Source organism: Vibrio sp. SNU_ST1, assembly GCF_030563405.1.
In the GTDB taxonomy this organism is placed as follows: domain Bacteria; phylum Pseudomonadota; class Gammaproteobacteria; order Enterobacterales; family Vibrionaceae; genus Vibrio.
On sequence record NZ_CP130748.1, the window covers coordinates 132,978 to 155,958 of the forward strand.

At 44.4% G+C, this 22,981-nt stretch carries 23 protein-coding genes and 1 riboswitch; of the genes, 14 read left to right on the top strand and 9 right to left on the bottom strand.

Features of this window, described 5'->3' with window-relative positions; genetic code table 11:
• Positions 1 to 108: 108 nt before the first annotated feature.
• From recG to gmk, 4 genes are all read right to left on the bottom strand, one after another.
• Positions 109 to 2,187: an ATP-dependent DNA helicase RecG gene (gene recG, locus Q5H80_RS00620; protein WP_304566317.1), complete on the bottom strand. Its 2,079-nt coding sequence runs from the start codon at positions 2,185 to 2,187 to the stop codon at positions 109 to 111.
• Between the two features lie 178 nt (positions 2,188 to 2,365).
• Entirely contained in the window at positions 2,366 to 4,492 is a 2,127-nt protein-coding gene (gene spoT, locus Q5H80_RS00625) for a bifunctional GTP diphosphokinase/guanosine-3',5'-bis pyrophosphate 3'-pyrophosphohydrolase (protein ID WP_304566319.1), read from the bottom strand.
• 59 nt (positions 4,493 to 4,551) lie between these two features.
• Positions 4,552 to 4,824: a DNA-directed RNA polymerase subunit omega gene (gene rpoZ, locus Q5H80_RS00630; protein ID WP_009848003.1), complete on the bottom strand. Its 273-nt coding sequence runs from the start codon at positions 4,822 to 4,824 to the stop codon at positions 4,552 to 4,554.
• 116 nt (positions 4,825 to 4,940) lie between these two features.
• Entirely contained in the window at positions 4,941 to 5,564 is a 624-nt protein-coding gene (gene gmk / locus Q5H80_RS00635; protein ID WP_048661314.1) for a guanylate kinase, read from the bottom strand.
• Between the two features lie 324 nt (positions 5,565 to 5,888).
• Positions 5,889 to 5,988: riboswitch (purine riboswitch) on the top strand.
• Positions 5,989 to 6,046: 58 nt separating this feature from the next.
• Between gmk and Q5H80_RS00640 the strand changes: the two genes are divergently transcribed.
• The 5 genes from Q5H80_RS00640 (at position 6,047) to Q5H80_RS00660 (ending at position 10,448) form a co-directional block, all read left to right on the top strand.
• Complete coding sequence (locus Q5H80_RS00640) at positions 6,047 to 7,417, top strand: NCS2 family permease (protein WP_304566366.1); 1,371 nt, start codon at positions 6,047 to 6,049, stop codon at positions 7,415 to 7,417.
• A 190-nt stretch (positions 7,418 to 7,607) separates the two neighbouring features.
• Entirely contained in the window at positions 7,608 to 8,033 is a 426-nt protein-coding gene (locus Q5H80_RS00645) for a phosphate-starvation-inducible protein PsiE (RefSeq protein ID WP_304566368.1), read from the top strand.
• A 311-nt stretch (positions 8,034 to 8,344) separates the two neighbouring features.
• Entirely contained in the window at positions 8,345 to 8,557 is a 213-nt protein-coding gene (locus Q5H80_RS00650) for a cold-shock protein (protein ID WP_004735656.1), read from the top strand.
• Positions 8,558 to 8,940: 383 nt separating this feature from the next.
• The gene (locus tag Q5H80_RS00655) at positions 8,941 to 9,330 is read left to right on the top strand and encodes a hypothetical protein (RefSeq protein WP_192889753.1); all 390 of its coding nucleotides are present in this window, start codon (positions 8,941 to 8,943) and stop codon (positions 9,328 to 9,330) included.
• 206 nt (positions 9,331 to 9,536) lie between these two features.
• Positions 9,537 to 10,448 (top strand): DMT family transporter, encoded by a 912-nt coding sequence (locus Q5H80_RS00660; protein ID WP_304566375.1) that lies wholly within the window; start codon positions 9,537 to 9,539, stop codon positions 10,446 to 10,448.
• Positions 10,449 to 10,495: 47 nt separating this feature from the next.
• On the opposite strand, the gene Q5H80_RS00665 is transcribed toward Q5H80_RS00660, so the two are convergent.
• A protein-coding gene (locus Q5H80_RS00665; protein ID WP_304566376.1) for an IS3-like element ISVisp4 family transposase occupies positions 10,496 to 11,700 on the bottom strand; the annotation gives its coding sequence in 2 pieces (ribosomal slippage) (positions 10,496 to 11,313 and positions 11,313 to 11,700; 1,206 coding nt in all).
• Between the two features lie 113 nt (positions 11,701 to 11,813).
• On the bottom strand, positions 11,814 to 12,680 hold the full coding sequence (locus tag Q5H80_RS00670) for a YicC/YloC family endoribonuclease (RefSeq protein WP_304566377.1): 867 nt from the start codon (positions 12,678 to 12,680) through the stop codon (positions 11,814 to 11,816).
• A gap of 231 nt (positions 12,681 to 12,911) precedes the next feature.
• Between Q5H80_RS00670 and rph the strand changes: the two genes are divergently transcribed.
• Both rph and pyrE read left to right on the top strand, forming a co-directional pair.
• Positions 12,912 to 13,628: a ribonuclease PH gene (rph, locus tag Q5H80_RS00675; protein WP_004735726.1), complete on the top strand. Its 717-nt coding sequence runs from the start codon at positions 12,912 to 12,914 to the stop codon at positions 13,626 to 13,628.
• A 105-nt stretch (positions 13,629 to 13,733) separates the two neighbouring features.
• Complete coding sequence (gene pyrE / locus Q5H80_RS00680) at positions 13,734 to 14,375, top strand: orotate phosphoribosyltransferase (protein ID WP_004735727.1); 642 nt, start codon at positions 13,734 to 13,736, stop codon at positions 14,373 to 14,375.
• A gap of 133 nt (positions 14,376 to 14,508) precedes the next feature.
• Here the strand turns inward: pyrE and lpxL are convergent, their stop codons facing one another.
• The 3 genes from lpxL to coaBC form a co-directional block, all read right to left on the bottom strand.
• Entirely contained in the window at positions 14,509 to 15,459 is a 951-nt protein-coding gene (gene lpxL / locus Q5H80_RS00685) for an LpxL/LpxP family Kdo(2)-lipid IV(A) lauroyl/palmitoleoyl acyltransferase (RefSeq protein WP_304566381.1), read from the bottom strand.
• Between the two features lie 22 nt (positions 15,460 to 15,481).
• Positions 15,482 to 16,072, bottom strand: coding sequence for a nucleoid occlusion factor SlmA (gene slmA / locus Q5H80_RS00690; RefSeq protein ID WP_017100198.1), 591 nt, complete (start codon positions 16,070 to 16,072; stop codon positions 15,482 to 15,484).
• Positions 16,073 to 16,210: 138 nt separating this feature from the next.
• A complete protein-coding gene (gene coaBC, locus Q5H80_RS00695) occupies positions 16,211 to 17,452 on the bottom strand; it encodes a bifunctional phosphopantothenoylcysteine decarboxylase/phosphopantothenate--cysteine ligase CoaBC (protein WP_012603037.1) in 1,242 nt (413 codons plus the stop codon).
• A gap of 223 nt (positions 17,453 to 17,675) precedes the next feature.
• Between coaBC and radC the strand changes: the two genes are divergently transcribed.
• The 7 genes from radC (at position 17,676) to waaF (ending at position 22,977) form a co-directional block, all read left to right on the top strand.
• Positions 17,676 to 18,350, top strand: coding sequence for a DNA repair protein RadC (radC, locus tag Q5H80_RS00700; RefSeq protein WP_304566384.1), 675 nt, complete (start codon positions 17,676 to 17,678; stop codon positions 18,348 to 18,350).
• Positions 18,351 to 18,642: 292 nt separating this feature from the next.
• Positions 18,643 to 18,879, top strand: coding sequence for a 50S ribosomal protein L28 (gene rpmB / locus Q5H80_RS00705; protein ID WP_004728407.1), 237 nt, complete (start codon positions 18,643 to 18,645; stop codon positions 18,877 to 18,879).
• A 13-nt stretch (positions 18,880 to 18,892) separates the two neighbouring features.
• Entirely contained in the window at positions 18,893 to 19,060 is a 168-nt protein-coding gene (gene rpmG, locus Q5H80_RS00710) for a 50S ribosomal protein L33 (RefSeq protein ID WP_002535344.1), read from the top strand.
• A 345-nt stretch (positions 19,061 to 19,405) separates the two neighbouring features.
• Positions 19,406 to 19,954: a hypothetical protein gene (locus Q5H80_RS00715; RefSeq protein ID WP_304566468.1), complete on the top strand. Its 549-nt coding sequence runs from the start codon at positions 19,406 to 19,408 to the stop codon at positions 19,952 to 19,954.
• Between the two features lie 2 nt (positions 19,955 to 19,956).
• Positions 19,957 to 20,766, top strand: a complete 810-nt coding sequence (gene mutM, locus Q5H80_RS00720; protein ID WP_304566469.1) for a bifunctional DNA-formamidopyrimidine glycosylase/DNA-(apurinic or apyrimidinic site) lyase — start codon at positions 19,957 to 19,959, stop codon at positions 20,764 to 20,766.
• Positions 20,767 to 20,974: 208 nt separating this feature from the next.
• Entirely contained in the window at positions 20,975 to 21,925 is a 951-nt protein-coding gene (locus tag Q5H80_RS00725) for a glycosyl transferase family 90 (RefSeq protein ID WP_304566470.1), read from the top strand.
• Positions 21,922 to 22,977, top strand: a complete 1,056-nt coding sequence (gene waaF, locus Q5H80_RS00730) for a lipopolysaccharide heptosyltransferase II (RefSeq protein WP_304566471.1) — start codon at positions 21,922 to 21,924, stop codon at positions 22,975 to 22,977. The genes Q5H80_RS00725 and waaF overlap by 4 nt, the downstream gene beginning before the upstream one ends.
• The last annotated feature ends 4 nt before the right edge of the window (positions 22,978 to 22,981 follow it).

The window sequence follows — 22,981 nt, forward strand, 5'->3', positions numbered from 1 at the left end:
TTGGGGACCTGTATAGAGATCCTCGCCCTTGCTTGATGAAAGTAACGCACACCAAAAAAGGCTTCCTTGAGGAAGCTTTTTTACGTTTGAATGCGGTCTCAGTGTTAACTACGCCTTAGAGTAAACATCGCGCTCGCCTAGCCAGCGGTTGATGATCGCCTTGGCATTATCTGGGTAGCTATCGTGAATATGACGAGCAATACGCTGTACTTCTGGAATCAGGCGGTGGTCACGAACCAAGTCGGCAATCTTAAAATCGGCCAATCCCGTTTGCTTGGTACCAAGCAGCTCACCGGGGCCACGGATCTCTAAGTCACGCTGAGCTATCACAAAACCATCATTACTTTCACGTAGTACCCCTAAGCGCTTCTGAGCGGTTTTAGAGAGTGGGGAGTGATACAGCAGTACACAATGGCTTGCGACCGAACCACGGCCAACACGGCCACGCAGTTGGTGCAGTTGCGCTAGGCCAAGACGTTCTGGGTTCTCGATGATCATTAAGCTCGAATTCGGTACATCCACACCGACTTCAATCACGGTAGTCGCGACCAACAGGTGCAGTTTGTTTTCTTTGAATTCCTGCATCACCGCTTGTTTCTCGGCGGGCTTCATTCGGCCATGCACTAGCCCAATTTTCACATCAGGGAGTTTACGTTGCAGCTCTTCTGCTGTATCCGCGGCGGCTTGAGCTTCCAGTACTTCCGATTCATCAATCAGAGTGCACACCCAATACGCCTGTTTGCCTTCATTGAGACACGCATTTTTCACACGCTCGACAATGTCATCACGCTTGGTATCAGGAATCGCTACGGTTTGAATTGGTGTTCGGCCCGGTGGCAGTTCATCAATAATCGAGGTTTCAAGATCGGCATAGGCTGTCATGGCTAGCGTTCGTGGGATTGGGGTCGCGGTCATCACCAACTGATGGGGGTAGTAGCCTTGCTTTGCGCCTTTCTCACGAAGCTCTAATCGCTGGTGGACACCAAATCGGTGCTGCTCATCAATGATCACTAAACCAAGGTTTTTGAACTCGACATGCTCTTGGAATAGCGCATGAGTTCCCACCACCATTTGCGCTTCGCCGTTGGCAATACGTGTTAGTTCAGTTTCACGAGCCTTGCCTTTGAGTTTACCTGCTAGCCACCCAACTTGAATGCCCATCGCCTCAAACCAGTTAGCAAAGTTGATCGCGTGTTGTTCCGCGAGCAATTCGGTGGGTGCCATTAGCGCAACTTGTTGACCGTGTTCGAGTGCGCGAACCGCCGCCAGTGCAGCGACTAAGGTTTTACCAGAGCCCACATCGCCTTGAACTAAACGCATCATTGGGTGCGGTTTTTCCAAATCAGCTTCGATCTCTTGGGTTACGCGTGCTTGAGCATTGGTAGGTGAAAACGGCAGCTGAGCCAACAACTTATCTTTCAGAGTATTCACTGGAGGAAAAGGCATCGCCTTGTCTTGCTGCCCTTTGCTACGAACCGACAACATCGACAGGTTTTGAGCCAGTAGCTCTTCCATAATTAGTCGTAGTTGAGCTGGGTGTTTACCTTCATCAAACAGCTCTAGGTTAATGCCCGGGGGCGGCCTGTGAATGGTATGCAGTGCTTGTGCGAGGGTAATTTGGTGGTCGTATAAACCTGATGGTAAAAGCTCATTAACCGCGGCCTTGTCGATTAACTCTAGAGCTTGATCGGTAAGGTTACGCAGCGTGACTTGTCTTAGCCCTTCGGTGGTTGGATACACTGGAGTCAGATTGGCTTCAACGTCTGGTTGCTGCCTTGGTGCAAAAAACTTGTAGTCAGGATGGACGATCTCCAGTCCCATATTACCGCGTTTGATTTCACCGTAGGCGTGTACCTGTTTGCCTTCTGCAAAGTTATTCTTCATACCGGCGGTGAAGTTGAAAAAGCGCAGGGTAATCGTGCCGTTACCATCGCTGATCTTTACTGCGAGCATCTTACGTTTACCGAAAATGGTATCAACATGCATCACCTTACCTTGTACAGCAGCCCACAGCCCGGCATGCAGCTTTACGATGGGATAGATACGAGTTCGATCTTCATAGCGCAAAGGGAGGTGAAACAGCAGGTCTTGTACATTGTTAAGCCCAACCTTTTCCAGTTTCTCTGCGACTTTTGCGCCGACTCCAGACAAAGAGTTGAGAGGGATAGCAGATAAAAGCTGTGACATAACAAGGCTCATAAACGTAAGAGAGATAATCTATTCAAGCATTTTACTGGATTTTTGTACAGGCAGGAATGGAATCAAGCTAGGGAAATCCTAGGATTGCAGCCATAAAAAATCCCCTTAAGCGATAAAGCATCAAGGGGATTTCAATTCTTAGCAAAGTTGCCAATAAGTTCGAACGTTAGTTCTTGCGACGTCTTACTTTGAGCGCGTGTGGCATCACACGTAGCTTCTTCATAATACTCGCTAAATGAACACGATCTTTGGTGGTCAGCAAGATTGTCACTGTGTACAGGCGTCCATCACGTTCTTCGGTTGAGATTCCGTGAATGTTCGAGCCTGTTTTCGAGATAACGTTAGTTAACTCAGCCAGTGCACCTTGATGGTTCTGCAATTCGACTTGAAGTTCAGCTGTGAACTCTTGGTTGTAATCATCAGACCATTCAACCGCCATGTATTTATCTGGTTCTTTTTGGTAACCACGAACGTTAGGGCACGTTTCACGGTGCACCACAAGACCACGACCTGGAGATACATGAGCAATAATGTGATCATCTGGAATCGGGTGACAACAGTTAGCGAACGTCAGTAATAGGCCTTCAGCACCACGGATAGGTAATTTCTTCCTAGACGTATCGCTGTTATTTGCCACTTCAGTCAGTTCGTCAGCATCACCCAATAAACGACGAGCAATAACGATACTCATCAGTTCACCAAGACCAATCGACGCTAGCAAGTCTTCAATGTTCTCGAGACGTAGATCAGACAATACATGTTCGATATTCTCTTGACCGACATCGGCAATAGAGTGTTCACCAAGTGCATGGTTCAGTAGACGACGGCCAAGGGTAATCGACTCTTCACGACGCATCGTTTTCAGAACCTGACGGATCTTCGTACGCGCACGTGAGGTCACTACATAGTTGAGCCATGCTGCGTTCGGGCGTGCGCCCGGAGCACTGATGATCTCAATAGTTTGGCCATTCTTCAGCGATTTGCTGAGTGGGTAAGGGTTCATGTCTACACGAGCACCGACACACATGTTGCCGACGTCGGTATGTACCGCGTAAGCAAAATCGACTGCTGTTGCGCCTGCTGGAAGTTCGACAATGCGACCTTTCGGCGTGAATACGAAGATCTCATCTGGGAACAGATCAGATTTAACGTTTTCAATGAATTCGAATGAGTTACCTGCGCTTTGTTGCAGCTCAAGTAAGCTCTGCATCCAACGTTGTGCTTTAACCTGCGCGGTTGTGCCGTTGCTACTGCGTGAGCCATTGCCTTTGTAAGACCAGTGCGCCGCGACACCTTTATCTGCCATTTGCTCCATATCCTCAGTACGGATCTGGACCTCAACTGGCACCCCATGAGGGCCGATCATTGACGTGTGCAGAGATTGGTAGCCGTTGGCTTTCGGTACCGCAATATAGTCTTTCATGCGGCCAGGACGAGGCTTGTACAGGCTGTGGGCCTGACCAAGTACGCGATAGCAAGTATCTGGTGTATCAACCACGACGCGGAAAGCGTAGATGTCCATAATGGTGTGAAAGCGCTGCTCTTTTGTTTTCATCTTGTTATAGATGGAGAACAGATTCTTTTCACGACCAAGTACGCGAGCAGGCAAACCGACTTCTTCAAGGCGGCCTTCGATTTCGCTATGGATACGTTGAATCATCTCCTTACGGTTACCACGCGCAGCTTTCACTACGTTTTTCAGGACGCGATAACGGTTAGGATAAAGGGCTTCGAAGCCCAGCTCTTCTAGTTCTGTCTTGATGTTATGAATACCAAGACGGTGAGCTAGCGGAGAATAAATCTCTAGGGTTTCACGAGCAATACGACGCTTCTTATCAGGACGGAGTGCCCCAAGCGTACGCATGTTGTGAGTACGGTCAGCTAATTTGATCAAGATAACGCGGATGTCTTGCACCATAGCGAGAACCATCTTACGGAAGTTCTCTGCTTGCGCTTCTTTGCGATCACGAAATTTAAGCTTATCCAGCTTAGATACACCATCAACCAGTTCAGCAACGGTATTGCCGAATTGAGCTTCTAGCTCCTCTTTTGTAACTTCAGTATCTTCAATTACATCGTGGAGTAGGGCTGCTTGCAGAGTTTCGATATCCAGACGCATTTCTGCCAGGATTCTTGAAACAGCTACAGGGTGGATAATGTATGGTTCACCCGTTGAACGGGTTTGCCCTTCATGGGCGTCTCTCGCTACCACATAAGATTGACGCAGAGCCTCAACTTGAGGCTCTGTTAGGTATTCTTGGGCAACGTCTTTGAGGCTATCGAATAGATACAAATTAAAGGCCCGGAAGGTTAATTAGTTCGAATGACGTTGATTCTATCAGCGAATATGAGCTATCGAGTGTGAGCGATGCTGCTTACTGCTGCAAGCTCAGCCGCTTCTTGCTCTTGTTGCTCTTGACGCTCACGAGCATCTAGTACGTCTTTAGTGATAAGACCTTCTTCGATTTCGCGAAGAGCGATAACCGTTGGCTTATCGTTTTCTTCAGGCACTAGTGAATCTTTGCCGCCAGTTTGCATTTGACGTGCGCGGCGAGCCGCAATAAGAACTAGGTCGAAACGGTTGCCAACTTTTTCAACAGCGTCTTGAACAGTTACGCGTGCCATGAGGACTCCAAATAGTAATTAACTAATAAATTTTTGATGACGAGAAAGTATACAAGTTTAACTAGAGACTTTCTAGTTCACCGTATACTTATCTCAATGGAAAATCCAGTTCTAGATTATTCCGCTAGTAGTGCTGTAAGCATGCCGCTGTATTTAGCTGCTTGCTTATCTTCTTTTAAGCGCTCCGCACGAATGATAGCTCTGAAGTCCATTAGGGCTGCATCAAAGTCATCATTCACGATCACATAATCATATTCTGCATAGTGAGAAATCTCTGATTTTGCTTCGCTCATGCGTTTCGCAATAACTTCGTCGCTGTCTTGACCGCGAACATTCAAACGACGCTCGAGCTCACCATTTGATGGTGGAAGAATGAAGACACTCTTCGCTTGAGGCATTTGTTCACGGATCTGACGAGCACCTTGCCAGTCGATATCTAGAAATACATCGATACCGCGGTCTAGGTTTTCTTCAATCCAAACGCGTGAAGTACCGTAGTAGTTGCCGAATACTTCAGCGTATTCTAGGAACTCACCTTTACCAATAAGGTCTTCAAAATGATGCTTCTCTACGAAGTGGTAGTGAACACCATTTTCTTCACCAGGGCGCATACCGCGAGTGGTGTGTGAAACAGATACCTTCATTGCGTAGGTTGGATTGGTTTCTAGCATTGCTGAGATCAAGCTCGACTTACCTGCGCCACTAGGTGCAGATACGATGTAAAGAGTACCTTTGCCCATCTGTATATTTCCACTGTTGGTTGGATTGAGTGAGGGCGATAAACCGACACTATAAAAGATAGCACTGACCCTAATTAATGCTTCGATGGTTACGTCTATAAAGGGATCACAAGTAAAACTAATAGAGGCAACTGGTGAAAATTAGGTCAGAAAAATGGAGGCGAAGAGTAGCATATTTAGGTGATTGAGAACAACTGGCTTGATCGTTATTTATTGGCAAATGATCTTCATAAGGATCGTTGTATAAATGTAATGACTCTTCATCTTCACTTTTTTATGTGATCTGAACAAAATTTGTTGAAGTTTTAATCTCAATCCTTACAATCCGCGCAAACGATTAAATGCTGTATATGTCTAGTGATATGGACTAGATGTTTCTACTACCGAGCCTATCTTGGTGACTACAGTTTTTAGTGTAGAGACCCCTCTATTCTCACAGCATTTGAATCTCAAATTTCTTAATTTAATACATAGGTTTTGTTGTGAATACCGACTCCACCCTGAAAGCCCAGAAGACATCTGGCTCACTTGACACCATGTTCAAACTCTCAGAGAGAAAGACCACGATCAGCACTGAGCTATACGCAGGTTTTATTACCTTCTTAGCGATGAGTTATATCTTGGCGGTGAACCCAGCAATTTTGGGTGGTATTCCGGGAATGGACAAAGGTGCAGTCTTTACGGCGACCGCTCTTTCTGCTGCTATCGCAACGCTTATCATGGGAATTTGGGGTAACTACCCAGTGATGCTGGCTCCGGGCATGAGTATGAACGGATTCTTCAAAGGCCTGCTGTTAAGTGGTTCGGTGGCGGTACTGTGGAATGAAGCGCTATTTGGCATCTTCCTATCGGGTATCCTTTATCTTGCTTTCTCATTGACCAATATTCGTAAGTCGATGATTGAATCGATTCCTGAAGATTTGAAGCTGGCGATTACTGTCTCTCTCGGCTTGTTCATTGCTTTCTTAGGCCTTAAGAATGCGGGTATCATCGTTTCTAACCCGTTCGTGCTGGTTGGTTTAGGTGATATCTCAGATCCGAAGGTGATCATCGCTTATGTGAGTATCTTTATTGCGCTGGGCTGTATGGTTCGTGACATCAAGTTAGCAACGTTTATCTCGTTCGTTTCGGCTATCGTACTGACCGTCCTTGCTGATGTATTCATGGGCACGTCAAACGCCCCAATCCCTGATCAATTCGTTTCAATGCCACCAAGTATGGCAGGTAGTTTTGGCGCTATCTTTGATTTTTCAGCTTTCACCCCTGAGAAAATGTTCGACCTACTGTTCATCGTACTTATCTTCTTGATTGTCGATTTCTTTGATGGCTTGAGCACGATTGTGGGTGTTGGCCGCGATGCAGGTATCATCGACAAAGACGGTAAAGTGCCGAACGCAAAATCGGCGCTAGTGGCTGATGCGGGCGGTACTGTGATTGGTTCGATTCTTGGTACCACATCGATTACTGCTTTCTCTGAATCTGGTATTGCGTCTTCTCAAGGGGCGAAAACGGGCTTAGCTGCGGTCATGGTGGCTGGTCTGTTCTTAATCTCACTGTTCCTATACCCAATCTTCTCTATTTTCTCAGCGGCAATGGTTGCACCTGCGATGGTTGTAGTTGGCATCTACATGGTGGGTCGCCTTGGTCAGATTAACTGGGAAAAGAAAGAGTCACGCATTGCAGCATTCTTCACCATCATGTTCACTGTACTGAGCTTCTCTCCAGCAAACGGCATGGCGATGGGCTTCATCAGCTACGCATTCACAATGGTTGTTGCAGGTAAGCGCAAAGAAGTGCACCCATTGATCTACGGGCTGTGTGTAGTGTTCTTAACTTATCTGATTCTGTTGTAAGGTTAGTTAGCCACTAGAGAGTGGCTAAGTAAAAGACAGGTGGCTCTGCAGTGACTGTGGGGCCATTTTTGTATCTGTTGCTTGTTTAGCCACGCTTAATTGATGGCGTTATCCTAAACTTGAGAGTACGCGACTTATATTGATGCATGCTATTGTAGAGACTGGATTAATTATTTTTTGAAGAGTGACTATGCCTTCTCACTTACCTAAATCTTTTAGTAAGCCGTTTTTAAAAGTATTTCACATTATGGAAGCGGTATTGCTAGTGGCGATTACGCTTGCGACTTTGTTTGCGATGGTCGAAGAATTTATGCATGTCTTCGCTGAACGCCGAGTACAACTGACCGACATTCTTCTGATGTTTATTTACTTGGAAGTGTTGGCGATGGTTCAGCAGTTTGTGATGAATGGTAAGATCCCGGTGCGATACCCGATCTACATTGCGATGATGGCAATAGCCCGTTACATCACTTTAGGTATGAAAGAGTTGGATGCGGTATTGATAGTATGGTTGTCTGCCGCAGCATTTATCTTAGCCGCAGCAACACTTTTGATTCGAGTAGGGCACCATTACTGGCCATATGTGGATCTTCGAACCAAGCAGCCGGATGAGTAAATTTCTTAAGATCAAAGCGTTATAAATGAGCTTAATGACGTTGCTGGGTTTTAATAGAACCCAAGTGAACAAAAAAACATCACTTTTTTTTCAAATAAAGCTTTACAACCCGGCCCAGATCACCAAGAATGGCGTCGCTCTGTTTTCAGAGTTATTAAATGAAACATCCAGTTGTAAAGTAAAACCCTTAGTATTGCTTCATTGTTATTCTCAGTGTTTCCCTTGGCTTCATAGATACATTAAATAATTCAAGCTTTCAGCGCATCGCACTTTTGGCGATTAATTTTTTATTTTTATATAAGGGACACATCATGTCTAACAAAACAAACGGCGTAGTAAAATGGTTTAACGAAGAGAAAGGTTTCGGTTTCCTAACTCAAGACAACGGCGGCGCTGACGTATTCGTTCACTTCCGTGCTATCGCATCTGAAGGTTTCAAGACTCTTAAAGAAGGCCAACAAGTGTCTTTCGAAGTAGAGCAAGGCCAAAAAGGTCTTCAAGCTGCAAACGTTGTAGCTCTATAAGATTTTAAGTCGGCGCAAGTTGCAATAGCAACTTGCGCCACTTTCTCCTTTAAACATCCCCTCTTAGCTTTCTCGAAATACCCCCACTTCTTATTATATTTAATCTCTATTTTTCTATTACCCCTAGTAATGTGAATGACGCGACTACTATTGCTTATAGCTAGTTACATAGAATTAAAAAGTTCGTTATTTCTATTCCTTGTCTGAAAAACCTTTGTTCATGATTGGCGTCGCTATGTCTGAATTCATCGAGTTTCATTCCTCAAAGAACAGATTTACCTGCTCGTCGTTGATGAGTAAAGTTATGTAAAGCTCTAACAGAGTCATTGTTTAGTGCTTTTAATCTCGCTATCTTCAACTCACAGTTTTTTATAGGGTTCGAGATGCAAAGCCATTACACATCCACAATTTGTATGCTGCTCATTGTGCTGATAGCGACAGTGCTATCTATTGATGTCGCTCGCTCCGAAGTTTCCCCTAGCTACCCTATAGAGCAACAAAGTTCCGTTACTTTTCAGCTTATCGAACTCGATACTTGCTACACAGCCCCCACCATTACCCAAAAGCCAGCTCAAGGTTGCTGCAAGCCGGGTGGTTCATGTTTTGAAAAGCAGTGTTGTGTCCATCTGCCATCAATGGGTAGTGCACTATTGGGTGTAGGTTTACACCTATCTCCTCCTCCGCTATATACGTATAACACCACACCTTATGTAGCTCTTTATTCCAATGCTGATAGTCGTTCACGCTATCGCCCCCCAATTTTTCAATCTTAATTCCTCTGCGATAACTCGCATCAATTTATCTACACGCTCTCCGTGTATTTAAACATTTTGTGTAAATAGCCAGCTATTTACACTGGATTGTTATGGAAATAAGATTATGAACTTTACATCAATGACTAAGGTGCTTGCCTGCGTGGCGGCTCTCTCTATTACGCTTTTCACATCCTTCCCTAAAAGCACGTTGCTAGGAGGTTCTCATGACGCATAGAACTTTGACTGCATTGCTATTTTCTTCAGTGTGCTTGATTTGGGGTACAACGTGGTTGGCTATGGAGATTGCAGTGGAGAGCATTCCACCGATTTTTGCTACTGGACTACGCTTTCTGATTGCTGCACCAATACTGGTCATGTTGGCCAAACACTTGAAGCAGCCGCTGTTTTTCCCTAAAGGGCAGCAGTACTGGATGTTGGTGGTCGCGGTTTTCTACTTTGCGATTCCGTTTACCTTGATGATCTTTGGTGAGCAATACATATCGTCTGGCTTGGCATCAATTATTTTTGCCAACATGCCGATTGCTGTGATGGTGATGTCGAGACTGTTTCTAGGATTGAGATTAACCAACATACAACTGGCAGGCTTATTCACCGCGGTACTGAGTCTGGTTTTAATTTTGTCTACTGAGATGAGTCTCGGTGGGCAAGACTACTTACTGGGTTTTGGGGCTCTTGGAGGAGCTGTAGCTATTCACGCTGTGATGTATGTTTTGGTCGAGAAGTTCTGTAAAGGTGTACCAGTTTTAACCTACAACGCAGTACCGAGTCTTATCGCTTCGATCTGTTTATTGCTGGTTTCATTGGTCGTCGAGCAGCCTGATATTACGGGCTATTCAAGGAAAGCGATCGGAGCGGTAGTGTACCTAGGGTTGTTTGCGAGTGTCGGCGGAATTGTGGCTTACTTTAAGCTCGGACAAGTATCGAGCCCGTTTACGGCATCCATCTGTTTTCTGTTCTTCCCGCTAATCGCACTGACCCTATCTACCTGGTTTGCTGGGAACAGTATCTCGTTGATTTCAGTGTTACTTATGATCCCACTACTGGGGGGAATCTTAGTCACCAAAGCGGACCCTAAGTTGTGGAAAAGAGTACGTAAGCTTAAGCATGTTTTATAGGTGGATTGTTTAATGACCCGTCCTGATATGGGTTGACACTTGATTGACTAAAACGCTCGATGTACTTCATCGGGCGTTTTGTATTTTAGAGCTGTGTGAGGCCTATATTCATTATAGATTTTTACTGATTCAGCGACCATTTTCTTTGCTTCATCTAAATCATTAGGCTTATTCAACAGATACTCCATCTTCAATATTCCGTTGACCCTCTCTGCCAACGCATTCTGATAACAGTCATAGCCATCAGTCATTGAGCAAGATACACCATACTGTCGATGCAACTCTTGGTATTCAACAGAGCAGTACTGAACACCTCTATCTGAGTGATGGACAAGCTCACCTGTATTCTTCCGCCCTTTCAGCGCGTTTAAAAAGGCCTGCTTGACCGTGTGAGCTTTCATATCATCACTTATGTGATAGCCCACGATTTTTCTTGAGTAAGCGTCCGTCACTAAACTGAGATAAGTACTACCACGCCGCGTTGCTAGATAAGTAATATCGGCAACCCATAATTGCTCCGGTCCTTCCGGTATTAAGCCTTCTTTGATTCGATTTGGATGGCAGTAAAAGCGATGATTACTGTTTGTGGTTCGATGGTAAGCCCTTCGATTCTGTACTAATAATCGATTCACTCTCAGCAGAGAGAATAAGCGGTCTCGCCCGATTTCAATATCGTTCTGAGCAAGTAAATACTTGATCTTACGAGCCCCTATTCGAGGATGCATCATCCTTTGCTCCTTCACAAAACCGAGCACATATTCATCTTTCTTTGTCTGATGAATTTCTGCAACACAGCGCTTGTAGAAAGCTTGTCGTGTAATACCTATGAAGTGACAAGCTTTAGTAACGGTCAACTTTCTGACCGTTTTTTCCTTAATAACTCGGCCTTGCGCTTCTTTGAAATTCGGACTCCGAAATCTCGATCCATGACTTTTACAACCGCTTCAAAGAACTCAGCTTTGAGCTGAGTTTCTTCTAATTGCTGCTCGAGTTCTTTGATTCGTTGCTCTGGGGTTTGAGTTGAGGAAGAGTTTGACATAGTCGCTCCTAACGCTCTCGATTGTTCTATTCCTTTAGACCAATCTAGTTGACCATGTTTGCGAAGCCAAACTAAAACGGTAGAGCGACCTTGGATCCCATAACGTTCTTGAGCTTGCTTATAAGTCATTTCGCCTTTTTCAACTTGGCTTACGACTGCCAATTTAAAGGCAAGAGAATAATCTCGTTGAGTACGTCTACTTGTTGTTTTCATGACACTCTCCAATTTCATGTTGGAAATGTGTCAACCATATTTAGGACGGTACATAACCTAAAAAAAAGCCTCTGAATGTTCAGAGGCTTTAAGGGCAGTCTTGTTAATCCAGATTATTCAATGTTCTGAATTTGCTCACGCATCTGTTCGATAAGAACTTTGAGCTCTACGCCCGATGCTGTGATGTCTGTACTGATAGACTTAGACGCTAACGTGTTTGACTCACGGTTGAACTCTTGCATCATGAAGTCAAGCTTACGGCCACAAGCGCCACCTTTCTTCAGTACTACATTCGCTTCTTTCACGTGAGAGTCTAGACGGTCTAGCTCTTCTGCTACGTCTGACTTCTGGGCGAGTAGGATAAGCTCTTGCTCAACACGAGAACCTTCAAGCTCAATTTTCGCATCTTCAAATTTGGTAAGAAGACGCTCACGCTGCCATTCTAGGATTTCAGGCATGCGTGCACGAACTTTCACGACTTCTTCAGTGATTGCATCTAAGCGCTGTACGATTAGCGCCTTCATGTTTTCGCCTTCACGAGCACGAGCATCAATGAACTCTGCGATGGCATCGTTGAATGCTTCAAGTAGATCTTTGTTGATGGCATCCATGTCTTGTTCTGGCGTTTCCATTACACCAGGCCAATTCATGATTTGGAATGGGTTCAAACGGCTGTCTTCACCCGTCATCGTCATAACTTGGTTAGCAGCATTAATTACTTGCTGAGCTAAACCTTCATTAATGCTTAGTTCGCCTTTCGCTGCTGGGTTTGCTTCGAAGCGAAGGTTACATTCAACCTTGCCGCGCGCTAGACGCTTACGGAAACGTTCACGTAAGATTGGCTCTAAACCACGGAACTGTTCAGGCATACGGAAGTAAGTTTCTAGGTAGCGTTGGTTTACACTACGGATTTCCCATACTGCGCTGCCCCAATCGCCTTTTACTTCTTTGCGTGCATACGCGGTCATACTATAAATCATCGAATTTTCCTGTCTTTTATCATTCTGAAAATAACGCGCACGCATAGTATCACGATACGGGTTGCACCCGAAGCTTGTAGCTTTTCGTTATAAATAGCTTTTAGCGATCAATAGATTTGAAAGATAAACTGCTATATAATCTTGCCCCAATCAAAACTGTCTCACCCCTTTCTTAGGTGATGCACTCTTTCGATAGTAAATCACTTCAGACTGTTAATAAGGTAGATACCAATGCGTCCAAATGACCGCGCTGTAGATCAAATTCGTCCAATTAAAATTACTCGTAACTACACAGCTTATGCTGAAGGTTCTGTATTAGTTGAGTTCGGCAACACTAAAGTTCTATGTAATGCGACGGTAGAAGAAAATGTACCGCGTTGGTTGAAAGGCCAAGGAAAGGGTTGGGTAACGGCTGAATACGGCATGCTTCCACGTGCAACGCACACTCGTAACCGTCGTGAAGCGGCGAGCGGTAAGCAAGGTGGTCGCACGATGGAAATCCAACGTCTGATCGCTCGTAGCCTACGTGCTGTTGTTGACCTGAAAGTAATGGGTGAAATCATGATCACTGTCGATTGTGATGTTATCCAAGCTGACGGCGGTACTCGTACTGCTTCTATTTCAGGTGCAAGCGTTGCAATGGCTGACGCTATCAACAGCTTACTAGCAAGCGGTAAACTGAAAAAGAACCCAATGAAAGGCCACGTAGCGGCAGTTTCAGTGGGCATCGTTGGTGCACAAGCACTGTGTGACCTTGAGTACGTTGAAGACTCAGCAGCCGATACCGACATGAACGTTGTAATGACGGAAGACGGTAAGATGATTGAGATTCAAGGCACCGCAGAAGGCGAACCGTTCAGCCACGAAGAGCTGATGCAGCTTTTAGCCCTGGCAAATAAGGGCATTACCGATATCGTCGAAGCGCAGAAAGCTGCGTTGGCCGATTAGTTTCTAGATAGCTCCCAATTTGGGGGCTATTTTTTTGTCTGTAAAACTCGAAAGGGTAGTGCAGAGCGTAAGTTAAGTTTTATTGAATAAACGTAGAGGAAAAACATGAAAGCATATCAACGTGAATTTATTGAATTTGCACTAGAGAAAGAAGTACTTAAGTTTGGTGAGTTTACTTTAAAGTCTGGCCGTAAGAGCCCTTACTTCTTCAATGCTGGATTGTTTAATACAGGTCGTGACCTTGCACGCTTAGGTCGCTTCTACGCAGCAGCATTGGCTGATTCGGGTATTGAGTTCGATGTACTATTTGGCCCTGCATACAAAGGTATCCCAATCGCAACAACAACAGCGGTTGCACTTGCTGATCACCACGATGTGGACACGCCTTATTGCTTCAACCGTAAAGAAGCAAAGAACCACGGTGAAGGTGGCAACCTAGTCGGTAGCGAACTTGAAGGTCGCATCATGCTAGTGGATGACGTGATCACTGCAGGTACTGCAATCCGTGAGTCGATGGAAATCATCCAAGCAAACGGCGCTGACTTAGCGGGCGTACTTGTTGCGATTGACCGTCAAGAGAAGGGCAAAGGTGAATTGTCTGCGATTCAAGAAGTAGAGCGTGACTTCGGTTGTGCGATTATCTCAATCGTTAGTTTGACTGACCTGGTGACATTCCTTGAAGAGAAAGGCACCGACGCAGCACATCTAGAATCTGTAAAAGCGTACCGCGCTCAATATGGTATCTAATTCGTAAACTGAAGAAGTTGAACCTAATGGTTTGGTTCCCTCGGTTTAGAGTTTAAAAAAGAAAAATGCCCGAGAGATGAAACTCTTTCGGGCATTTTTTTACTTAAATCTTATTGGACAGAATAATGCTCGCTTACTTGTAACGAATGCCTTTTTCCGCTTCTGGATCTTCCATGGTCTTGAAGCGTTTGTGTAGCCACATCCATTGCTCCGGGGCTCTTAAGATAATCTTCTCAAGATAGCGGTTCATATACGCTGCTGCCGCTTTTTCATCTTTCTGCGGATAGTTATCTTCGATTGATTCGTCGGCCATGATTTCATATTTGCCGTCGGCATTTCTAAAGCCAGACCCAATAACGACCGCGCATCGACTGGTGTAAGCCAAAATGCTGGTTCCAGTGGTGGTGCTTGCATCCTCTACTGCAAAGAAAGGTACGAATACAGATTTATTGCGACCGTAGTCATGATCAGGGAGATAGAATAGGCGATCTCCGTTACGCAGAACGCGTATCATCTTTTTCACATCTTTTCGATCAATAGTCAGATTGCCATTGTGGGTTCGGCCCCAAAACTGAATAAGGTTATATGCCGCGTTGTTATGTGGGCGATACACGCCATACCCATGCTGTCCGAGTACAGCAAAAGCGCGAGCGGTAATTTCAAGGTTGAGAGCGTGCACACAACAAAGTAGAACGCCTTTACCGTTTTTGCTATGCGATCTCATTACTGCAGTATCTTTATCAACCAGCAACATTTTAAATCGCCACGTAGGCCAAAACCAAGTAATGCCGGTTTCAACCAACGCTAATCCAGTATTTTTGAAGTTTTCTTTAACTAATTGATTTATTTCTTCTACGGGCTTTTCAGGAAAGGCTAGCTCCATATTACGAGTTGCAATATCAACCCGTTTTTTACCAAAACGCACGCCTAGTAAGCCAAGTCGCTGCCCTAAGGAGAGCAACACACGGTAAGGTAGCAGGTTAACAATTAGAGCCAACAACCCAAAGCCTAGCCATACGGGCCAGTATTTAGGGTGAAGCAGTAAGAGTGAAAATTCAGGCTTATCATATGTGGTTTTGTTCATATATTTGGCTTAATGCTGATTACTATTCGATTTGTGCACTCAGAAGTGCCCAATACTCTTCAAAGTTCGCTGTCGGTTGATATTTGAAATCTGAGCGAACAAATCGATTTAAACTTCCTTCAACCTGACCTAACAATTGAGCAGCTAAGATTTTTTCATCAACTGGGAATGACTTCCCTTCACGAAGCTTTCTTTCTCGTAGAATTTGGCGAAGTTGTGTCTCAATACGTTCGAAAAGCTGATTGATGCGATCGCGCAGGCGTTCATTTTCAAACATTAGAGCATGACCAGACAAAATTCGAGTCAGGCCTGGGTTACGTTCTGAGAAAACCAAGATAAGTTGTAGCACTAGGCGTATGCGCTCTAGTGTGTCTTTCTCTTCATCTAGAATACGGTTGATTCGAGACATCAACGCTTCTTCAATGAACTCGATCAAGCCTTCAAACATGCGAGCTTTGCTTGGGAAGTGGCGGTATAACGCAGCTTCAGAAACACCAACTTGCTTGGCCAACTTTACCGTTGTGATACGAGAAGCACCTTCGGTCGATTCCAACATTTGTGCTAGAGCTTGCAGGATCTCTTCACGACGGTTTGATTTTCGAGTACCGGCCATCTATTTACTTCCTTTCCTAAAGATGAGGATTGAGTGAAGAAGGATTATAAACACCATTCAATTCTGTTCCTAGTTTTGTAAGACCTAGGTCAACAGAATCGAGAGGTGTCAGCGTATTGTCAGGGTGAAATTGTGCGTTTATACGTCAATAAGCTGTTGGATCTGATTAAGGATCTGGAAACCAAGAGAGTCTTTGCTATCTAGAGGTAGAGATTTATCGCCACCTTTCCAATAAAGGTGCAACTCATTACTACTACTATTAAAGCCTTGGCCTTCGACAGAGACATCGTTAGCACAAATCATATCAAGGTTCTTTCTTTCCAATTTTCCGCGCGCATACTTCTCGACATCTTGAGTTTCTGCTGCGAAGCCGACAGTAAATGGACGATCTTCGGTCATTGAGGCAACGGAAGCCACAATGTCTGGGTTCTTAACCATTTGAATGGTCATGTCATCTTTACCATCGACTTTTTTGAGCTTTTGATCTGCAATGGTCTCTGGGCGGTAATCGGCAACCGCAGCGCAGCTGATGAAAATATCGTGTTGCGCAGCATTGGCATTAACGGCATCAAACATCTGTTGTGCGCTGTCTACATCAATGCGATTAACCTGATTTGGTGTCGCGAGTGATACAGGGCCACTAATTAGAGTCACCGTAGCACCTTGTTTCGCGGCCGCTTCAGCCAGTGCATAGCCCATCTTGCCCGAGCTATGATTGGTAATGTAACGAACTGGGTCGATCGCTTCGCGAGTTGGACCCGCAGTAATTAACACCGAACGGCCTGTAAGAGGTTTAGGTTGGAAGAAGTCTTCACAACGATGGACCAGTTGCATTGGCTCTAACATACGCCCCATACCAACATCGCCACAGGCCTGTTCACCAGCTGCCGGGCCCCAGATTTCACAGCCACGACGTTTTAGCGTTGCGATGTTCTCTTGAGTTGCAGGGTGGCTGTACATTTGTTGGTTCATTGCTGGGGATACCGCAACTGGCGCATCGGTTGCTAAAACCAAAGTGGTCAGTAGGTCGTTACCCATGCCTGCGGTCATGCGAGCAATAAGGTCTGCGGTTGCGGGTGCTAATAAGACTAGGTCAGCCCATTTCGCCAGTTCGATGTGCCCCATGGAAGCTTCAGCAGCAGGATCAAGCAAACTATCAGACACTGGCCTTCCAGAGACGGCTTGCATGGTGAGAGGAGTAATGAACTCCTTAGCCGCATTAGTCATGACGACTTGTACCTGCGCACCACGTTCGATTAAGCGTCGAGTCAGTTCGGCACATTTATAAGCTGCGATACCACCACTAATGCCAAGTAGGATTTTTTTTCCAGCTAGGCCTTGTTGGTCAGCGTTATCCAGTTGATTAACCAATGTTTGCATGATTCTGTTCCTTAATTTCTCTGGGACTAACGATATCAGAACAAAGGATTAGTGCCTAGAAGCAGAATTGGAACAGGTTTGACACTCATCAAGTTGATGTTATCAAACTTATCAATTACACGGTTTTGCTAGGCATTAGTCTTCTTTATAACGCTGTGGAAGCTCTCCGTAGACAAACGGATTAGGGTGATGGATCGTATTCATCACCCTAGATAGCCTTTATATGCCTATAAGTAAAATGCCTGTTGAGTCGATGCCAAGAGAAAAGTTACTGAGTAGAGGCCCCGACTCCTTAAGTGATGCGGAGTTGTTAGCGATATTTCTTCGAACGGGCACACAAGGAATGAACGTTTTAGAGTTATCGGATAAGTTGATCAAAGATTTTGGTTCGCTTCGCCATCTTTTTTCTGCAACGGAGGCCGAGTTTTGTGCCCATAAAGGGATGGGGCAGGCGAAATATGTCCAGTTGCAGGCTGTTTTGGAGATGACGCAACGTTATTTGGCCGAGACTGTATCTCGAGGGGATGCATTAACTAGCCCAAGCCACACCAAGTTGTATCTTTCGAGTATGTTGCGTGATCGCCAGCGAGAAGCCTTCTATATATTGTTCCTAGATAACCAAAACAGAGTAATAAAGGATGAAGTGATGTTTGAAGGAACCATCGATGCAGCATCTGTTTACCCTAGAGAAGTGGTTAAACGGGCACTTCATCATAATGCAGCCGCTTTAATCCTAGCGCACAACCATCCTTCCGGTGTCGCAGAGCCAAGCCAAGCAGATAGGCGAATTACACGTAGATTAACCGATGCATTGGCACTAGTGGACATCCGAATTCTCGACCATTTTGTCGTTGGAGATGGCGAAGTTATCTCTTTTGCAGAGCGCGGATGGATTTGAATCACATTTTAGGTTGTTAGTTGCGTTAAATCTGCTATCATTCCGCCCACATTTTAGAACCTTAAATCAGCTCTGATTACTCAAATAGCTGCCCTGTTCAAAAAAAGATCACGAAATCCTTAAAAAGGATCTGTTCGGGTCTTGAGCAATGCATGTCAAGTTAGTATAATACGCGACCTTTGATAGCCTTGAATGGATTTTCCATTATGGTTTTTACCTCTATTTTCAGAATTGATAGAGAGGTTCGGCCACCAAGGTTGATATCGAGCTGAAACGATTTGGAGAGACATTCATGTCCCGAGTATGTCAAGTAACTGGTAAGCGTCCAGTAACGGGTAACAACCGTTCACACGCACGCAATGCTACCAAGCGTCGTTTTCTGCCGAACCTACAAACTCACCGTTTCTGGGTAGAGAGCGAAAAACGTTTTGTTAAACTACGTCTAACTGCTAAAGGCATGCGTATTATTGATAAGAAAGGCATCGATGCTGTTCTTGTTGATATCCGTGCACGTGGCGAAAACGTTTAAGAGGAATTAAGCAATGGCTAAAGGCATTCGTGAGAAAATCCGTCTAGTATCTTCTGCTGGAACTGGTCACTTCTACACAACTGACAAGAACAAGCGTAACATGCCAGGCAAATTTGAGATCAAAAAGTTTGATCCAGTAGTTCGCCAGCACGTTATGTACAAAGAAGCTAAAATCAAGTAATTGATAGCCCCTTTGTCTCTTCTTTTATAGAAGAATAAATTAAAAACCCAGCTTATAGCTGGGTTTTTTTATGCCCAAAATTTGGGAAACCCCTGTGTTTGAGAAAACTGAGGTTTTTTGAGAAGCTTAAGTTTTTCGAGAAGACTCAGTATTTTTGAGGAGCGTAAGTATTATGGGCTCAATTTGGCAGCTAACTGGTAGAAGTTACACTTGTAGTCGGGCGTATTGGATAGAAAAAAGCTCAGCATAGAAAGTTTCGCCTTTTTCACGATATACTGAGCACTCAATAGGTTAGATGAGCAGAATTAGATGAGATATCGTGGACGTCGATGGAACAACATACTCATGTTCAGTGTGATTGTTTTTATTGGGGTGTTAAACCTTCCAACATTGATTAAAGCTTATTTGATCGATCCCGAACCTGAAGTTAAGGTCAGCGGTTCTTATCCTTCTCTTTTAAATCCAGCAGCTGAGCTTCAAGCTTTGCATTTTGCTAATTGGTCAGTTGTACTAGAAGACGAGCATTGGGCTTATCAATTTAAAGACACAGTGTTTCCTCAAACTACCAGTGCACAAGAGTTGTCACAGAGATGGCAGGAACTTGTGGGCACCGAAGTTGACTCTCAAACCTATACCGACCTCTCACCACAATTGAATACCCCGCGCACCATTGAGGTGTGGTATCAAGATCAAGAAGAACCACAACGTATTACTTATTATCAACTACCTCAGTTCTGGTTGCTAAAAAACTGGAATGATCAGTGGTTGGCGGTGTCTATTGAAGAGAGCTACTTGTTTCCAATCTTTGGCTCAGACCAGTCCTTTAAATCATACCAGTCATTTAAATCAGATAAGCTATCTATATCAGCCGAACCATCTCTATCGGACGACTAACTATGCCTGAATTACCTGAAGTTGAAGTAAGCCGCATGGGGATCTCGCCTCATTTAGTTGGCGAGACGATTAAAACGCTTACCTTTCGTACCCCCAAGCTGCGCTGGGATATTCCTCAAGAACTTAAACGATTAGAAGGGCTGGTGATTCGCTCTATCTCACGCCGAGCTAAGTATCTATTGATTGAGACAGATGCTGGTACTGCGATTGTGCATCTAGGGATGTCTGGCTCACTGCGCGTGTTAGACGCAGACTTCCCGCCAGCAAAACACGATCATGTGGATCTCAAGCTCACCAATGGCAAAGTCTTGCGCTACAACGATCCGCGCCGCTTTGGCGCTTGGCTGTGGTCTGCACCTAATGAAGTCCATTCAGTGCTACTAGGCTCTGGCCCTGAACCACTAACCGATGACTTCAATGCAGATTATATCGCTGAAAAAGCCGCAAAACGAAAAGTTGCGGTTAAACAATTCATTATGGACAATAAAGTCGTGGTGGGCGTGGGGAACATCTACGCCAACGAAGCGCTATTTTCTTCACGTATTAATCCTTTGCGTTCTGCAAGTAAGGTTACAAAACAAGAGTGGCTCTTGTTAACCAAAGAGATCAAGCAAGTACTCGCGACGGCTATCAGACAGGGTGGAACAACACTAAAAGACTTTGCCCAAGCGGATGGAAAGCCGGGATATTTTGCTCAAGAGCTGCAGGTTTATGGTAAGGCTGGTGAACAGTGTCCTAACTGTGCAGAGCTGATTCAGGAACTTAAAATAGGGCAAAGAAACACGTTTTATTGCTCTCGTTGTCAGGTATAGATGTGTCCTTCTCAATACAGAAGTTGATATCACTTGAAGCTGTGTCTAGGGCACTTTATCTGATAAAATTACGGGTATTATTGTGGAATTTGTCGTCTTCATTTCTAAAGGCAGAGTCTACCTCTAGAGCTTTGTTGATAATTCCTTACCTATGGCTGCTGACTTTGCCTTCGTTACATTACGCAAAAATAAAATATAAAGAGAAACTATGAAGATATTTTATTATCTAAAACATGCCTTGCTCTCTATCGCACCTCGTTTGTATTTTTCAAAACAGTTTGAAAAGCTGGAAAAGTCATATTCAGGTCAAGCTGACTATATAAAAACCAGAGTAAATTATTATGTGAAAGGGCTCGGCGACTTTGATAAGGCTAGTCTAAGCTGCGAGATTAATAATTATTCTCGAAAAGGCTATACTTCTTATTTCTTTGATCTTAAAGAGTTTCTTCATTATTTTCCAAAGTACTTTCGTTTCAGTTACTACTTTGGCGATGAAACGCATATAGAGCCAGTTCCAACGCTATTTAAAGCTCGTCCGATTAATGGGAACAATAGTAACTCTGTACTGTTCAAATTAGATAAGCGTCGTCATTTTCGATTCGTGGATGATAGTTTAAGTTTTTCTGATAAAAAAAATATGGCCGTGTTTCGTGGTGCTGTGACTCAACCACATAGAATTCGTTTTATGGAACATTTGTACGGTCATCCTCTGATGAATGCAGGTCAATCGAATGCTTCAGAGCAACACCCTGAGTGGCAACAGCCATTTATGACAGTAGAAGAACAGCTTCAGTACAAATTCATTATTTGCCTTGAAGGGAACGATGTTGCATCAAACTTGAAGTGGGCAATGTCTTCAAACTCACTTGTCGTTACTCCAAAAATGAAATTTGAAACGTGGTTTATGGAAGGCACTTTGCAGCCAGGCATACATTATGTAGAGGTGAAGGATGACTGGTCGGATTTTGAGCAAAAAATTCAATACTATTTAGACAACCCTAAAGAGTCTGAACAGATGATCAAAAATGCGCATGAATACCTTGCCCCTTTCCAAGATGAACAACTAGAAAAATTGGTTTGTATTAAAACACTTCAAGAATACTTTAGACTATCTGGGCAAGCTGTTAACGAACACGCTATTAACGAGCAAGACAAATGAAAATTCTGATTATTGGCCCGTCATGGGTTGGAGACATGGTAATGTCTCAAGGCTTATATATTGAGTTGCAAAGACAGTATCCTGACGCAAAAATTGATGTTCTAGCGCCAGCATGGTGTAAGCCTATTTTGGAAAGAATGCCGCAAGTCAATCAAGCTCTTGAAATGCCACTAGGGCATGGGCAATTTGATCTGAAATCTCGTTATAGGATCGGAAAATCGTTGAGGGAAGTACAGTACGATAAAGCGTACGTATTACCTAACTCCGCGAAATCAGCTTTAATTCCCCTGTTTGCACGTGTCTCTGAACGAGTCGGTTGGAAAGGTGAAATGCGTTATGGCTTGCTTAACGACGTTAGAACCAATAAGAAAGCGTTTCAATACATGTTAGAGCGATATGTAGCGTTAGCGCACCCTAAAGCTGAAATGACGGGTAGTGGTTGTTTAGGTGAATTGTCATCATTACCTTTCCCTAGTTTGCAAGTTGTTGACTCTAGCCAACAAGAGGCTATGGAGCAATTTGGTTTAAACAATCAAAGGCCTGTTCTTGGTTTATGTCCTGGCGCTGAGTTTGGCCCTGCGAAACGTTGGCCTGATAATCACTTTGCAACAGCAGCAACAGCGATGATAAAGCAAGGTTACCAAGTGTGGTTGTTTGGCTCGGCTAAAGATCGTGAAGTAACCCAAAAGATAATCGAACAAGTCCCTGTTAATATGCAGCAGCATTGCTTCAATTTAGCTGGAGATACGAGCTTAATTCAGGCTGTAGACTTGATCGGGGCTTGTCGTACTGTCGTTAGCAATGATTCTGGGCTGATGCATGTGGCCGCCGCGGTGGGCTGTAATGTCGTGGCTGTTTATGGCTCTAGTTCACCTAAATATACGCCACCGCTAACGAACAAACTGGTAATCATCAATACTGATATTGAGTGCCGACCTTGCTTTGAACGAACTTGTCCCAAGCAGCATCTAAAGTGCCTAACTGAGTTAATGCCGAGTAGAGTCATTAGTGCTATTGAGCAGTTTGATGTTATTTCCCAAGGCAAAATATAAATAA

Coding starts and splice junctions, on each gene's coding strand:
- recG (WP_304566317.1), bottom strand. CDS start 2,187: ATGTCACAGCTTTTATCTGCTATCCCTCTCAACTCTTTGTCTGGAGTC.
- rpoZ (WP_009848003.1), bottom strand. CDS start 4,824: ATGGCACGCGTAACTGTTCAAGACGCTGTTGAAAAAGTTGGCAACCGT.
- gmk (WP_048661314.1), bottom strand. CDS start 5,564: ATGGGCAAAGGTACTCTTTACATCGTATCTGCACCTAGTGGCGCAGGT.
- Q5H80_RS00645 (WP_304566368.1), top strand. CDS start 7,608: ATGCCTTCTCACTTACCTAAATCTTTTAGTAAGCCGTTTTTAAAAGTA.
- Q5H80_RS00650 (WP_004735656.1), top strand. CDS start 8,345: ATGTCTAACAAAACAAACGGCGTAGTAAAATGGTTTAACGAAGAGAAA.
- Q5H80_RS00655 (WP_192889753.1), top strand. CDS start 8,941: ATGCAAAGCCATTACACATCCACAATTTGTATGCTGCTCATTGTGCTG.
- Q5H80_RS00660 (WP_304566375.1), top strand. CDS start 9,537: ATGACGCATAGAACTTTGACTGCATTGCTATTTTCTTCAGTGTGCTTG.
- Q5H80_RS00670 (WP_304566377.1), bottom strand. CDS start 12,680: ATGATTTATAGTATGACCGCGTATGCACGCAAAGAAGTAAAAGGCGAT.
- rph (WP_004735726.1), top strand. CDS start 12,912: ATGCGTCCAAATGACCGCGCTGTAGATCAAATTCGTCCAATTAAAATT.
- pyrE (WP_004735727.1), top strand. CDS start 13,734: ATGAAAGCATATCAACGTGAATTTATTGAATTTGCACTAGAGAAAGAA.
- lpxL (WP_304566381.1), bottom strand. CDS start 15,459: ATGAACAAAACCACATATGATAAGCCTGAATTTTCACTCTTACTGCTT.
- slmA (WP_017100198.1), bottom strand. CDS start 16,072: ATGGCCGGTACTCGAAAATCAAACCGTCGTGAAGAGATCCTGCAAGCT.
- coaBC (WP_012603037.1), bottom strand. CDS start 17,452: ATGCAAACATTGGTTAATCAACTGGATAACGCTGACCAACAAGGCCTA.
- radC (WP_304566384.1), top strand. CDS start 17,676: ATGCCTATAAGTAAAATGCCTGTTGAGTCGATGCCAAGAGAAAAGTTA.
- rpmB (WP_004728407.1), top strand. CDS start 18,643: ATGTCCCGAGTATGTCAAGTAACTGGTAAGCGTCCAGTAACGGGTAAC.
- rpmG (WP_002535344.1), top strand. CDS start 18,893: ATGGCTAAAGGCATTCGTGAGAAAATCCGTCTAGTATCTTCTGCTGGA.
- Q5H80_RS00715 (WP_304566468.1), top strand. CDS start 19,406: ATGTTCAGTGTGATTGTTTTTATTGGGGTGTTAAACCTTCCAACATTG.
- mutM (WP_304566469.1), top strand. CDS start 19,957: ATGCCTGAATTACCTGAAGTTGAAGTAAGCCGCATGGGGATCTCGCCT.
- Q5H80_RS00725 (WP_304566470.1), top strand. CDS start 20,975: ATGAAGATATTTTATTATCTAAAACATGCCTTGCTCTCTATCGCACCT.
- waaF (WP_304566471.1), top strand. CDS start 21,922: ATGAAAATTCTGATTATTGGCCCGTCATGGGTTGGAGACATGGTAATG.